Raw genomic sequence first — 11,710 nt, 5'->3', positions numbered from 1 at the left:
GTAGGGACTCAGCTCAGGCCGGACGCCGGATTGGGCGCGGCAAAGGGGGAAAATCCGTAGTGGGCCAGCCAGCGGCTGTCGGCCTCGAACATCGGACGAAGATCGGAAATGCCGTACTTCAGCATGGCCAGGCGATCGACACCCATGCCGAAGGCAAAGCCCTGAAACTCGTCCGGGTCGATGCCGCAGCTTCTCAGCACATTGGGGTGGACCATTCCGCAGCCCAGAATTTCCATCCAGCTGTCGCCCTGGTTCAGCTTCAGTTCGCCACCGGAGCGGTCACAGCGGATGTCCATTTCCGCCGACGGCTCGGTGAAGGGAAAATGGTGCGGGCGGAAACGGGCATCGATCCCGTCCAGCTCGAAGAACCGGGCGATGAAGGTCTCCAGCGTCCACTTCAGATGGCCCATGTGGATGTTCCGGTCGATCACCAGGCCCTCGACCTGATGGAACATCGGCGTGTGGGTGGCGTCCGAATCCTTACGGAAGGTCCGGCCCGGCGCGATGATCCGGATCGGCGGCGTCTGGCTCATCATCGTGCGGACCTGCACCGGGCTGGTGTGGGTCCGCAGCACCTTGCGCTCGCCCGTCTCGGGATCAGGCGTCAGGAAGAAGGTGTCGTGCATTTCCCGCGCCGGATGTTTGGGCGGGAAATTCAGGGCCGTGAAGTTGTGGAAGTCGTCTTCGATGTCCGGGCCTTCGGCAACAGCAAAGCCCATCTCGGCGAACAGGGCGACCATCTCGTCCATCACCTGCATGGTCGGATGCACCCCGCCGCGGCGACGCGGACGCGGCGGCAGACTCAGGTCGATCCGCTCGGCCAGCAGGCGGGCGTCCAGTTCGGCGGCCTCCAACTCGGCCTTGCGGGCGGCCAGGGCCGACTGCACGCGGTCGCGCAGGCCGTTGACGATGGGCCCCTGTTCACGCCGCTGATCGGGCGTCAGCGCCCCCATGCCCTTCAGCAGGCCCGAGATCGTGCCGGTCTTGCCAAGGGCAGCGACGCGCAGCTCCTCTACCGCCGCGGCGGTCTCGGCGGAGCCGATGGCGTTGATCAGGTCGAGTTCGAGTTGGGCGAGATCGGTCATGGTGAGCCGTCGTCTAGCGGGCCGCGCGCGGTTCGTCACGCCCGGCCTTGCGCCAGGATCAGTTCAGACCGGCATAGGCGTCGCGAATCCACTGCGGCGGCTCGGGTTCCCACTGGATCCGACCACCCGAACTGGCCGTCCAGCGATGCAGCCAGGACACCCCGTTCGGCCGCGAATAGGTGTCGGGCAGGGCATAGATCGGATCGGCCAGGGCCGTCTCCAGCGACACGAAACGATAGCCTCGCGCCAGGAACAGGGCATGGATCGCAGGATACCAGTCCCGGTTCAGGGTACTGGCATGCAGCAACAGAACCTGGGCCGGCTCACGCCCCCCGGCCAGGCCAGCGCTATAGGGCTCCCAGTGATCCAGGGCCGTAGCCATATAGGCGACGTAGGCTTCGCCCACCCGCTGCATCGCTACCGTGTCACCGTCACGCTCGGCCCGGCGGTAGAGGGCCGCGAACATCCAGTCGTCGTTGTTTAAGGTGACCGGGGCGATCACATAGCCCCGCTGCGCCAGGCCCGCGTCCGCGGTGGCCTTCTTCTCCGGCGTTTCGCCTGCGTTCAAGAACGGATGACGAAACCAGCGCAGGCTCATGCCGCGCGCTTCCAGCAGAGGCCGTGTGATTTCCGCGCCGCGATCGACATCGGCCAGCCACGCCTCGGCCGTTGTCCCGTGCAGGCTGGGATGGCTGAAGCTGTGATTGCCCAGGTCCAGGCCGGCGTCCAGCCAGACCGTCAGCAGGGTGGGCAGGAGGTCGGCGCGGTTCGCATCGCAGACCTGGCCCTCGTTGACGAAGCCGGTGGCGTGCGTGTCGAGTGGCCCCAGCATGTCGACGAAATCGCGCGTCAGCAGCAGGGCCGCCTCTGGATCGCAGAGTTCCGGCCCCGTCGCCTGATAGGGCAGGTCGTCGAAGGTGACGGCGACGCTGCGCGTCTGGGCCAGGACGGGTCCGCCGATCAGGCAGGCTGTGAGGGCGATCAGGAGGGCGCGACGGATCATGCATCCTGTCTATCCGACCTCTGGCGCAAACGAAAACGCCCGCCCCGGCGGACCGGAACGGGCGTATTCTGTCGAGAAATCCGAAAAAGGCTTAGGCCGCTTTCAGGGCGTCACGGACCTTGTCGGCGACGGCTTTGAAGGCGCCCTCATCGGCAGCCATGGCGGCCAGAACCTTGCGGTCCAGTTCGATGCCGGCCTTGGCCAGGCCGCCCATGAACTGCGAATAGGTCATGCCTTCGATGCGGGCGGCGGCGTTGATGCGCTGGATCCACAGGGCGCGGAAGTTGCGCTTCTTGGTGCGGCGGTCGCGATAGGCATACTGCCCGGCGCGGTCCACGGCGGCCTTGGCCGCGCGGATGGTGTTCTTGCGGCGGCCGTAGAAGCCCTTGGCCTGCTTAAGGACCTTCTTGTGCTTGGCGTGGGACGTAACGCCCCGAGTGACGCGAGCCATGATTATTTCCCTTCGGGAGGATTCCTATCGTCCGCGCGCCGGGCGCGCTGCTTGAGGAACCTTTTTGTTCAAATTCAATGCGGTGAAGATGTCGGTCTGCTCAGCGCCTTTTAGGCGTAGGGCATGTAGGACTTGATCTTCTTGGCGTCGGCGTCGGCCATGACCGAGGTGCCGCGGTTCTGGCGGATGTACTTGCTGTTGTGGCTGATCAAGCGGTGCCGCTTGCCCGCCACGCCGGCCTTGACCTTGCCAGTGGCCGTGAACTTGAAGCGCTTCTTGGCGCCCGATTTCGTCTTTAGTTTCGGCATTTTTTGGGTCCCATAAATTTGGGGGCTACCGCTCTTGGGGCTGTTTGAGCCCGTTTGAATGGTCGCCCTTGCGGGTCGTTTCGCGAGCGTTTCCGCCCCCGATCGACCCTTGAAAACAAACCGCCAAGGCAATGCCTGTCGCCCGACGGTTCTCACGCGAAGGCGCGGCTTCTACGGGAAAGGCTCCGATTAGGCAAGCGGAGTCGCCGCCCCGGCAGATGCAATAAATCCAATCGATTGTTTTTGCTTCGACGATAGGGATCACCTATTTAAGCGGCCATGCTCCCATCCCTTCGCCAGCTCCAATACCTGAAACTGCTCGCCGAGCATGGCTCCTTCAGCCGCGCGGCCGAGGCGGCCCATGTCAGCCAGCCCGCCCTCTCGTCCGGCGTGCAGGAACTGGAGAGGGTGCTCGGCGCGCCAGTCGTCGAACGCACGCGCGGCAATGTCCAGCTTACGGCCGTCGGAGCGGAGGCGGTCAAGCGGGCCGAGGACATCCTGGCGCGCACCGAGGATCTGGTGGAGGCCGCGCGCAATGCGGGCAAACCGCTGTCGGGCCGCTTTCGCATCGGCGTCATCCCGACCATTGCCCCCTTCCTGCTGCCCGCAAAACTACCGGGGGTGAAGGCCGCCTACCCGGCGCTGAAACTGTTCATCCGCGAGGATCTGACGCCTCGCCTGATCGCCGCCCTGAAGGCGGGACAGCTGGATGCCGCCGTTATCGCTCTTCCCTATGCCGCCTCGGGCATCGACCATGCCCGGATCGGGGACGACGAAATTCTGGCCGCCGCACCCATCGGCCACCGACTGGCGGTGCCCGGGGCAATCCAGCCCGGCAGCCTGAAGTCCGAGGACCTGATTCTGCTGGAAGACGGCCACTGCCTGCGCGATCAGGCCCTGGCCGCTTTCGATATCGAGGCACCAAAGGGAGACGATGTCTTCGCCGCCACCAGCCTGCACACCCTGGTGCAGATGGTGTCCTCCGGCCTGGGCATCAGCTTCCTGCCGCAGATGGCGGTGCGCGCAGGGCTGGCGGACGACCCCGGAGTCGTCATCCGTCCCCTCTCGGCGGTCGCGCCGCGCCGGGAAATCGTGGTCGCCTGGCGCACCGGCTCCAGCCGCGCCGGGGAGGCGAGGCTTCTGGCAGCGGCGATGCAACTGGATGGACCGACCGCCGCCTAGAGAATGAACCGGCTGAGGTCGGCGTTGCGGGCCAGGTCGCCGATCTTTTCACGAACGGCGTCGCCGTCGAAGGTGATGGTCTGGCCCGACAGGTCAGACGCCCGGTAGCTGGTGTCTTCCAGAACCCGCTCGATCACGGTGACGAGGCGCCGGGCCCCGATGTTCTCGACTGCACCATTGGCGGCCACGGCGGCATCGGCCAGGGCCTCGATCGCATCGTCTGTGAAGACCAGGGTCACATCTTCGGTCGCCATCAGGGCCTGGTTCTGGCGGATCAGATTGGCCTCGGGCTCTGTCAGGATCCGGCGGAAGTCGTCACGGGTCAGGGCCTTCAGCTCGACCCGGATCGGCAGACGCCCCTGAAGCTCGGGCAGCAGGTCGCTGGGCTTGGCCACGTGGAAGGCCCCCGAGGCGATGAACAGGACATGGTCCGACTTGACAGGCCCGTACTTGGTCGAAACCGTGGTGCCTTCTATCAGGGGCAGCAGGTCGCGCTGGACGCCCTCTCGGCTGACATCGGCCCCGCTGCGGTCCTGGCGGCCGGCGACCTTGTCGATCTCATCGAGAAAGACGATGCCTTCGTTCTCGGCCAGGCGCACAGCCTCCTGGGTCAGGCTGTCCTGATCCAGCAGCTTGTCGCTTTCCTCGGTGACCAGGGGGGCAACGGCATCGCGCACGGTCATGCGAACCGTCTTGGTGCGCCCGCCGGCCATCTTTCCGAACATCTCCGACAGGTTCAGCAGGCCGACATTGCCGCCGCCGGGCATATCCAGGCCCTGCAACGGCGAGGTGGTATCGGCCAGGGCGATCTCGATCTCCTTGTCGTCCATCTCTCCGGCACGCAGCTTCTTGCGGAAGCTGTCGCGCGTGGCGGGCTGTGACCCCGGCCCGACCAGAGCGTCCAGAATGCGTTCTTCGGCGGCGGCCTCGGCCTTGGCCTTCACCCCGCTGCGGCGCTTGTCGCGCACCATGATCAGGGCCGCCTCGACGAGGTCGCGCAGGATCTGATCCACGTCCCGGCCGACATAGCCGACCTCGGTGAACTTGGTCGCCTCGACCTTCAGGAAGGGCGAGCCGGACAGCTTGGCCAGGCGCCGGGCGATCTCGGTCTTGCCGACGCCGGTGGGGCCGATCATCAGGATATTCTTGGGCGTGACCTCGTCGCGCAGTCCCTCCGGCACGCGGCGGCGGCGCCAGCGATTGCGCAGTGCCACGGCCACCGCGCGCTTGGCGTCATGCTGGCCGACGATGAAGCGGTCGAGTTCGGAGACGATTTCGCGAGGAGATAGGTCGGTCATGACTGGCAAATAGGACGCGTCGGGCTGGGTACAACGGAGGCTGCGGGACTATCCCAGGGTCTCCACGGTCAGATTCCCGTTGGTGTAAACGCAGATGTCGGCCGCGATCGCCATGGCCTTGCGGGCCACCTGTTCGGCGTCCAGCTCGGTGTGGTCGATCAGGGCGCGTGCAGCAGACAGGGCGAAATTTCCCCCCGAGCCCACGGCGGCCACGCCGTGTTCCGGCTCCAGCACGTCGCCGACACCGGTCACGGTAAAGATGGAAGCCTCGTCCGCGACCAGCAGCATGGCCTCAAGCCGACGGAGGTAGCGATCCGTCCGCCAGTCCTTGGCCAGATCGACGCAGGCCCGGGCCAGTTGGTCCGGATACTGTTCCAGCTTGGCCTCCAGCCGTTCGATCAGGGTGAAGGCGTCGGCCGTAGCGCCGGCAAAGCCTGCCAGCACGCGCCCGCCCGCCAGGACGCGGACCTTGCGCGCCGCGCCCTTCACGATGGTCGGCCCCATCGAAACCTGGCCGTCTCCGGCAATGACCGTCCGGCCGTTCTTTCGCACGGCCAGGATGGTCGTGCCGTGCCAGTCGGGAAAGGTGGAGGTCGTGGTCTGCATCGAAATTTCGGGCCCGTCGCTGTGCCTTATGAGCCATCGGAAATGGCGACCGAAATGGGGCGACGCAAGCGGTAGCTGAATGAATTCAACCCTCAGGCTAAGACATATTATAGCCCATGTAACGGTTTACATTAAAATTCAATTCCTCATTTATGGTGATTCTGGAGGCGGTCGTTGCTGTATCGCGTCATCTATGCCGCCGAAACGCTTGGCGCGACCGGCACGTCCCTTTTGTCGCTGGCCCAGATCCTGGGCGTCTCAGAGCGGAACAACGCTCGCGACGAGATCACCAGCCGGATGCTGATCCACGACGGTCAGGTTCTGCAGGCGGCGGAAGGGCGACGCGCGGACCTCGATCGGCTGAAAAAGCGCCTGACGGCCGACCCGCGCCTCGGCGAACTTAGGACGATCTCCGAGCGACCGATCAGCGCCCGATCCTTCACGGAAACCATGGGCCTGCGGCGTCTTCCGCAGGATTTCGCTCAGGAGGTTCTGGCTGGCCGGCCGCTCTGGGCTCTCACGCCTTCAGAGGCGGAGCAGTTGCTGGGCGAGGAGAGCGAGGTGCTGAGCGCGGTGGCCTAGGGGTTGGTCGCATTTCGTTAACCCCGCCACTGTACGGCTGACATTGTTGTCAGTAACCGCCATTTCTGGCGTTTTTCAGAGTTCTCAATGTCTCTGCACCGCGTGATCTACGTCAGCGACGCGGCCGAGATAGCGGCGACATCCCTCCTGACGCTGGTCGATATTCTCGGGGCGTCTGAGCGCAACAATCGCCGCGACCACATTACCGGCGTCCTGATCCTGCACAGCGGCAAGTTTCTTCAGTGGGTCGAAGGCGCACGGTTGGATCTTGACCGGCTGATGGCGCGGATCAGTCGGGATCCCCGGCACAAGAATCTTGTCGTGCTTTCAGACCTGCCGATCACCGAGCGCACTTTTCCAGACTGGTTCATGGCACAGGTCCAGGCCGATCCACCCATCGTCGGCAAATTGTCCGCGACCCTGACGCCGAAGGACGCCGACGAGGTAGAGCAGTTGATGCGATCAGCCGCGCTTGCGCACGCTGCGCACTGAGGATCGGGTGACGCCGGGCCACGCAGCGGATAAACCCGCTTCGTGACCTTTTCCGACGACGAGATCGACCGTTACGCGCGACACCTGGTGCTGGCTGAGGTCGGCGGGCCGGGGCAGCAAGCGCTGAAGCGCGCCCGCATCGCCATCATCGGGCTAGGCGGCGTCGGCGGCCCGGCCGCGTTGTACTTGGCTGCGGCCGGCGTCGGCACACTGGTTCTGATCGACGATGACACGGTCGCGGCCTCGAACCTTCAACGGCAGGTTCTTTTTCAGACCCCGGATATTGGTCAGGGCAAGGTTGCGGCCGGGGCAGATCATCTGGCTGCTCTCAATCCGCATGTCGATATCCGGTCGGTGCCTGTTCGATTGTCGCGTGAGAACGCGGGCGAGATCCTGGCGGGCTGCGACGTCGTCATCGACGGCACCGACGATTTCGAGACGCGGTTTACAGTCAATGAGGCCTGCCTGGACGCCGGTCTCCCCCTCGTCTCTGGGGCCCTGGGGCGATGGAGCGGACAGGTCGCGGTGTTCCGGGGCCGCCCCTGTTATCGGTGCCTGGTTCCCGAAGCCCCGCCACAGGCCGAGACCTGCGCTCGCGTCGGTGTCGTCGGCGCCTTGGCGGGCGTTGTCGGCACCCTGTCGGCCTTGGAGGCGGTCAAATTGGTCACCGGGGCAGGGCAGCCCCTGGTGGGCCGGCTGATGCTGTATGACGGACTGGCGGGAACCAGCCGGGTCGTGGCCGTCCCTCCAGACCCCCACTGTCCCAGTTGTTCGACTAGAGCATGGCCGGAATGACACGGTCCGGCGGGCGGTGGCCGTTCTGGACCGTCATGATGTTGGCGATGACGCGGTCGCCCATGTCCTGACGGGCCTCAAGGGTGGCCGAGCCCAGATGCGGCAACAGCACGACATTGGCCTGGCCCAGCAGTCCGGGATGGATAACCGGCTCGTTCTCATAGACATCCAGGCCGACGCCCGCGATGGCGCGCCGCTGCACCGCCAAAGCCAGCGCCGCTTCGTCGATCAGTTCGCCGCGTGCGGTATTGATCAGGATGGCATGCGGCTGCAGCCGGGCCAGCCGTTCGGCCGACAGCAGGTGGTGGGTGTCCTTGGTCGCCGGGCAGTTCAGCGAAATCACATCCATCCGGGCCAGCATCTGGTCCAGATCTTCCCACCAGGTGGCCCCCAGTTCCTCGGCCACCAGATCGGGCACGGGTTTGCGGTTGTGATAGTGGACCTGCATGCCAAAGGCGCGGGCCCGGCGCGCGAGGGCCTGGCCGATCCGGCCCATGCCGACGATGCCAAGCCGTTTGCCCCACAGTTTGCGTCCGCACATCCAGGTGGGCGTCCAACCTTCGAACCGGCCCTCGGCGATGACCTGGGCCCCTTCGACGATGCGGCGCGACACCGCCAGGATCAGGCTCATGGCCAGGTCCGCTGTGTCCTCCGTCAGAACGCCGGGCGTATTGGTGACCAGAATGCCGCGCGCCACAGCCGCATCGATGTCGATATGGTCGACGCCCGCCCCGAAATTGGCGATCAGTTTCAGCTGGTCCCCTGCCTTTGCAATCAGGGCGGCGTCGATGGTGTCGGTGATGGTCGGCACCAGGACCTCTGCCCTGGCCACCGCCGCCTCCAGTGCCGCCCGATCCATCGGGCGGTCGGTCAGGTTCAGTTCCGCATCGAACAGCTCGCGCATGCGGGTCTCGACCGCATCGGGAAGGCGGCGGGTTAAGACGACCTTAAGTCTGCGGGCCGACATTCGATGCCTTGGGTTGTCAGTGAGCGCCCCGCCGCGGCGGGACGATCAACCGGGGTTGAACGACGAAGTCCGTGTCTAGCAAGGCTGATCCATCTCGCCAAAGATTCAGGCGCGCCGGCGTGGCCGCCATGGTCATCGTGGCTGGTCTCATGGCCGGCGCGGTCGGGACCATGCCGGATGGCCGTCCTACGCCGACCGAGCTCGATGTGCCGCGCTGGATCAGCCTGAAATCGGACGAAGTCAGCGCGCGCGCTGGCCCTGGCAGGGATTATCGCATCCTGTGGCGCTATCAGGTGGCCAACCTGCCGATACAGGTGATCGCCGAAACGCGTGAGTGGCGGAAGGTCTGCGATCCCGAGGGCTCCATCGTCTGGATCCACCGCTCGGTGGCCAAGGGCAGCCGCAGCGTCTTCAACGGGTCCTCGAACGAGGTTCCGATTCGCACCGGGCGGGATGCCGACGCCCCACTGCGCGCTCGCCTGTCGCCCCGCAGCCTCGTTTCGCTGGAAGACTGCAAAGAGGGCTGGTGCCGGGTTCGCGCCGGCAAGATCAAAGGCTGGGTCCAGGCCGACAGTGTCTTTGGCACCCAGACCACGGCCCTGTGCGACGCCGCCCTGCCGGCAGGGCCCCGCCGCCGCTGACACGGACCACTACGGCACGCCGGTCGACGGCCAAGGGTCGTGGAACGCTGTCATTCCCTTGTGACGCGAGACCGGCACGGTGCTTGCCGCTTGCAGGGCGAGCCGTTTCGTTTCGGGACGGTCGACCATCAAGGGGAATGGGGCCATGGCCACCGACATCGATCTTCACCTGGGCCGCCGCCTGCGGCGTCGCCGGCGTCTGCTGGGCCTGACGCAACAACAGCTGGCGCAACAGGTCGGCATTCGCTTTCAACAGATCCAGAAATATGAGTGCGGTGCCAACCGCATCTCGGCTGCCCGCCTGTGGCAGTTGTCCGAAGCGCTGGAGTCGCCCGTCAGCTATTTCTACGACGGCCTGACCGAGGCCCTGGAGCGCAAGGAGGCCGGCGGCGGACACGGCGGTGAGATGTTTTCCAGAAAGGAAACTCTCGATCTGATCCAGGCCTATTATCAGCTGGGCGAGCGTCCGCGCCGCCGCCTTCTGGACCTGGCCAAGTCTCTGCACGCCGAAGGTGATCCGGTCGCCTGAGGTGGAGGGGCGAGAGGCGTGACCCCGCAAGGGTCTGTCCCGCGGTGTGAGTGACCGCTGAACGCGCCTTGACTCCTTCCGCGTCACTCGCCACTCGCCAGTCCCATGACCGAGTACGAAGCCTTTGCCGTCGAACTGGCCCGCGAGGCCGCGCAGGTGACCCTGCCCTTCTTTCGCGGTGAGTATGAGCAGGACGACAAGGGCGGTGCCGCAGGCTTCGACCCTGTCACCGAAGCGGATCGCGCCGCCGAGGTGGCCATCCGTCGCCGGATCAGCGAACGCTATCCGGACCATGGCGTCATCGGCGAGGAATATGGCGAGGATCGTCCGGAGGCGGAGCATGTCTGGGTCCTCGACCCGATCGACGGCACGCGGGCCTTCATCGCCGGGCTGCCGCTCTGGACCAGTCTGATCGGCCTTCGCGTGGCCCAGCGCCCGTCGGTCGGTGTGATTGCCCAGCCCTATCTGGATGAGATCTTTCTGGGTGGGCCGTCCGGGGCGCGTCTGATCCGCAGCGCAGGCGAGACCCCGCTGAAAACGCGCGCGATCGAAAGCCTGAATCAGGCCGTCATCGCCACGACCGATCCGGACATCTTTACCGGCGCGGAGTTGGGGGCCTGGACCCAGGTTCGGGCGGCGGCGAAACTGGCCCGGCTGGGCTGCGACGCCTATGCCTATGCCATGCTGGCGGCGGGCCGGATCGATCTGGTCGCCGAAAGCGGGCTGAAACTTTGGGACTGGTCCGCGCTGGTGCCGGTGATCGAGGCAGCGGGCGGCGAGGTGACCGACTGGCGCGGTGGAGCCCCGAACGGCAATGGCCAGATCCTGGCCGTCGGCGACGTCCGCATTCGCGAGCAGGCGCTGATCACCCTGCGTCGCGCCGCGCTCTGATCGATCGACAGGGCACAAAAAAACGCCCGGCGGGGATGTGCCGGGCGTTTGAAGGTCGTCTGTCTCGCCGCGGGGAGGGGGATAAAGTCCGTCGCGGTCGGTCCAGCCCTTGGCTGTCCTGTGCTCAAAGTGTCACGATCCGCCAAAAAGGTCAAATCGTCACATTCAGCCATTGCCTGTGCCTCAGCGAACACGGGCCGATGAAAAGAATCGATCAGTTCCGGCCCGGACGACGGGTTGGATCTGACAGGCGGAACAGGCTGGCCGACAGATTCGAGGCGGGCGTCAGACTGGTCAGCTGGGTCCGGGTGCGGGTTCCCTGGGCGTCCGTGATCGTCCATTCCTGCAACCGCATCGGGCTGCCGGCAAAGGCCAGGATGACCGAGCCGTCATTGGGCCGGCGGTTGTCACGGGCGGTGATGGCAAAGGCCCCCGACTGCATCCGCGTGACACGATCGATACGCACACCCTGGTCCAGCCTGACGTTGCGCGCCAGGAACGTCGACAGCGGCGTGGCCGACAGCGGAACCTGTCGGAAGACGTTCAGGCGCGGATCATAGCGTTTGACGTTCGAACCGTCCGATACGACCAGCAGACCGGCGGGATTGGTGTATTCGAACCGCATCCGCCCGGGGCGCTGCAGATAGAAGCGGCCTTCCCGCCGCTGGCCGCCGGGTCCGGTCTCGACGAAATTGCCCTGGGCCGACGTCAGGCCCTGCAGATAGGTCTGGGCGCGGGCCAGGACGGCGCGATCCTCAGCTGACAGATTGGCCTGGGCCGAAACGGGCAGGGCGGCCAGGCTGGCCAGGGCGGCGGCTCCGAAACCAAAGGCGCGGCGTGAAACGGTCATGTCAGTCTTCTCCCATGCGGGACGATTATC

General features: G+C 65.7%; 15 protein-coding genes. 7 read left to right on the top strand and 8 right to left on the bottom strand.

Annotated features, from left to right (window positions below; all coding sequences use genetic code 11):
- Positions 1-8: 8 nt before the first annotated feature.
- The 4 genes from pheS to rpmI all read right to left on the bottom strand — a co-directional run bounded on the left by pheS (position 9) and on the right by rpmI (position 2,847).
- Positions 9-1,085 carry a phenylalanine--tRNA ligase subunit alpha gene (gene pheS / locus JIP62_RS07515; protein ID WP_201104421.1) on the bottom strand — a complete coding sequence of 359 codons (1,077 nt, stop codon included), beginning with the start codon at positions 1,083-1,085 and terminating at the stop codon, positions 9-11.
- A 58-nt stretch (positions 1,086-1,143) separates the two neighbouring features.
- Positions 1,144-2,088 (bottom strand): polysaccharide deacetylase family protein, encoded by a 945-nt coding sequence (locus JIP62_RS07510; RefSeq protein ID WP_201104419.1) that lies wholly within the window; start codon positions 2,086-2,088, stop codon positions 1,144-1,146.
- 91 nt (positions 2,089-2,179) lie between these two features.
- Complete coding sequence (gene rplT / locus JIP62_RS07505; protein WP_201104417.1) at positions 2,180-2,539, bottom strand: 50S ribosomal protein L20; 360 nt, start codon at positions 2,537-2,539, stop codon at positions 2,180-2,182.
- A gap of 110 nt (positions 2,540-2,649) precedes the next feature.
- Positions 2,650-2,847: a 50S ribosomal protein L35 gene (rpmI, locus tag JIP62_RS07500; protein ID WP_003166435.1), complete on the bottom strand. Its 198-nt coding sequence runs from the start codon at positions 2,845-2,847 to the stop codon at positions 2,650-2,652.
- Between the two features lie 279 nt (positions 2,848-3,126).
- Here rpmI and JIP62_RS07495 point away from each other — a divergent pair, with 279 nt between their 5' ends.
- Positions 3,127-4,029 (top strand): hydrogen peroxide-inducible genes activator, encoded by a 903-nt coding sequence (locus JIP62_RS07495; RefSeq protein ID WP_201104415.1) that lies wholly within the window; start codon positions 3,127-3,129, stop codon positions 4,027-4,029.
- On the opposite strand, the gene hslU is transcribed toward JIP62_RS07495, so the two are convergent.
- Together hslU and hslV are read right to left on the bottom strand one after the other, a co-directional pair.
- Positions 4,026-5,327 carry an ATP-dependent protease ATPase subunit HslU gene (hslU, locus tag JIP62_RS07490; RefSeq protein ID WP_201104413.1) on the bottom strand — a complete coding sequence of 434 codons (1,302 nt, stop codon included), beginning with the start codon at positions 5,325-5,327 and terminating at the stop codon, positions 4,026-4,028. The two genes, JIP62_RS07495 and hslU, sit on opposite strands and share 4 nt — an antisense overlap.
- A gap of 48 nt (positions 5,328-5,375) precedes the next feature.
- Positions 5,376-5,933, bottom strand: coding sequence for an ATP-dependent protease subunit HslV (hslV, locus tag JIP62_RS07485; RefSeq protein WP_201104411.1), 558 nt, complete (start codon positions 5,931-5,933; stop codon positions 5,376-5,378).
- 174 nt (positions 5,934-6,107) lie between these two features.
- Here hslV and JIP62_RS07480 point away from each other — a divergent pair, with 174 nt between their 5' ends.
- The 3 genes from JIP62_RS07480 to JIP62_RS07470 all read left to right on the top strand — a co-directional run bounded on the left by JIP62_RS07480 (position 6,108) and on the right by JIP62_RS07470 (position 7,802).
- A complete protein-coding gene (locus JIP62_RS07480) occupies positions 6,108-6,515 on the top strand; it encodes a BLUF domain-containing protein (RefSeq protein ID WP_201104409.1) in 408 nt (135 codons plus the stop codon).
- An 87-nt stretch (positions 6,516-6,602) separates the two neighbouring features.
- The gene (locus tag JIP62_RS07475) at positions 6,603-7,007 is read left to right on the top strand and encodes a BLUF domain-containing protein (RefSeq protein WP_201104407.1); all 405 of its coding nucleotides are present in this window, start codon (positions 6,603-6,605) and stop codon (positions 7,005-7,007) included.
- Between the two features lie 42 nt (positions 7,008-7,049).
- Entirely contained in the window at positions 7,050-7,802 is a 753-nt protein-coding gene (locus JIP62_RS07470) for a HesA/MoeB/ThiF family protein (protein ID WP_201104405.1), read from the top strand.
- On the opposite strand, the gene JIP62_RS07465 is transcribed toward JIP62_RS07470, so the two are convergent.
- The gene (locus tag JIP62_RS07465) at positions 7,783-8,769 is read right to left on the bottom strand and encodes a 2-hydroxyacid dehydrogenase (RefSeq protein ID WP_201104403.1); all 987 of its coding nucleotides are present in this window, start codon (positions 8,767-8,769) and stop codon (positions 7,783-7,785) included. The genes JIP62_RS07470 and JIP62_RS07465 overlap by 20 nt on opposite strands.
- Before the next feature lie 128 nt (positions 8,770-8,897).
- Between JIP62_RS07465 and JIP62_RS07460 the strand changes: the two genes are divergently transcribed.
- From JIP62_RS07460 to hisN, 3 genes are all read left to right on the top strand, one after another.
- Positions 8,898-9,410: an SH3 domain-containing protein gene (locus JIP62_RS07460; protein ID WP_230974907.1), complete on the top strand. Its 513-nt coding sequence runs from the start codon at positions 8,898-8,900 to the stop codon at positions 9,408-9,410.
- 145 nt (positions 9,411-9,555) lie between these two features.
- Positions 9,556-9,939: a helix-turn-helix domain-containing protein gene (locus JIP62_RS07455; protein ID WP_201104401.1), complete on the top strand. Its 384-nt coding sequence runs from the start codon at positions 9,556-9,558 to the stop codon at positions 9,937-9,939.
- Between the two features lie 105 nt (positions 9,940-10,044).
- Positions 10,045-10,830, top strand: coding sequence for a histidinol-phosphatase (gene hisN, locus JIP62_RS07450; protein ID WP_201104399.1), 786 nt, complete (start codon positions 10,045-10,047; stop codon positions 10,828-10,830).
- A 214-nt stretch (positions 10,831-11,044) separates the two neighbouring features.
- Here hisN and JIP62_RS07445 read toward each other — a convergent pair whose 3' ends face one another.
- The gene (locus JIP62_RS07445; protein ID WP_201104397.1) at positions 11,045-11,680 is read right to left on the bottom strand and encodes a LolA family protein; all 636 of its coding nucleotides are present in this window, start codon (positions 11,678-11,680) and stop codon (positions 11,045-11,047) included.
- Positions 11,681-11,710 lie beyond the last annotated feature (30 nt).

The sequence above is a fragment of the Brevundimonas vitisensis genome (assembly GCF_016656965.1).
Classification (GTDB): Bacteria; Pseudomonadota; Alphaproteobacteria; order Caulobacterales; family Caulobacteraceae; genus Brevundimonas; species Brevundimonas vitisensis.
The sequence above is the reverse complement of the archived record's forward strand: the minus strand, read 5'-3'. Positions and strand labels throughout refer to the sequence as shown.

Coding starts and splice junctions, on each gene's coding strand:
- pheS (WP_201104421.1), bottom strand. CDS start 1,085: ATGACCGATCTCGCCCAACTCGAACTCGACCTGATCAACGCCATCGGC.
- JIP62_RS07510 (WP_201104419.1), bottom strand. CDS start 2,088: ATGATCCGTCGCGCCCTCCTGATCGCCCTCACAGCCTGCCTGATCGGC.
- rplT (WP_201104417.1), bottom strand. CDS start 2,539: ATGGCTCGCGTCACTCGGGGCGTTACGTCCCACGCCAAGCACAAGAAG.
- rpmI (WP_003166435.1), bottom strand. CDS start 2,847: ATGCCGAAACTAAAGACGAAATCGGGCGCCAAGAAGCGCTTCAAGTTC.
- JIP62_RS07495 (WP_201104415.1), top strand. CDS start 3,127: ATGCTCCCATCCCTTCGCCAGCTCCAATACCTGAAACTGCTCGCCGAG.
- hslU (WP_201104413.1), bottom strand. CDS start 5,327: ATGACCGACCTATCTCCTCGCGAAATCGTCTCCGAACTCGACCGCTTC.
- hslV (WP_201104411.1), bottom strand. CDS start 5,933: ATGCAGACCACGACCTCCACCTTTCCCGACTGGCACGGCACGACCATC.
- JIP62_RS07475 (WP_201104407.1), top strand. CDS start 6,603: ATGTCTCTGCACCGCGTGATCTACGTCAGCGACGCGGCCGAGATAGCG.
- JIP62_RS07465 (WP_201104403.1), bottom strand. CDS start 8,769: ATGTCGGCCCGCAGACTTAAGGTCGTCTTAACCCGCCGCCTTCCCGAT.
- JIP62_RS07460 (WP_230974907.1), top strand. CDS start 8,898: ATGGTCATCGTGGCTGGTCTCATGGCCGGCGCGGTCGGGACCATGCCG.
- JIP62_RS07455 (WP_201104401.1), top strand. CDS start 9,556: ATGGCCACCGACATCGATCTTCACCTGGGCCGCCGCCTGCGGCGTCGC.
- hisN (WP_201104399.1), top strand. CDS start 10,045: ATGACCGAGTACGAAGCCTTTGCCGTCGAACTGGCCCGCGAGGCCGCG.
- JIP62_RS07445 (WP_201104397.1), bottom strand. CDS start 11,680: ATGACCGTTTCACGCCGCGCCTTTGGTTTCGGAGCCGCCGCCCTGGCC.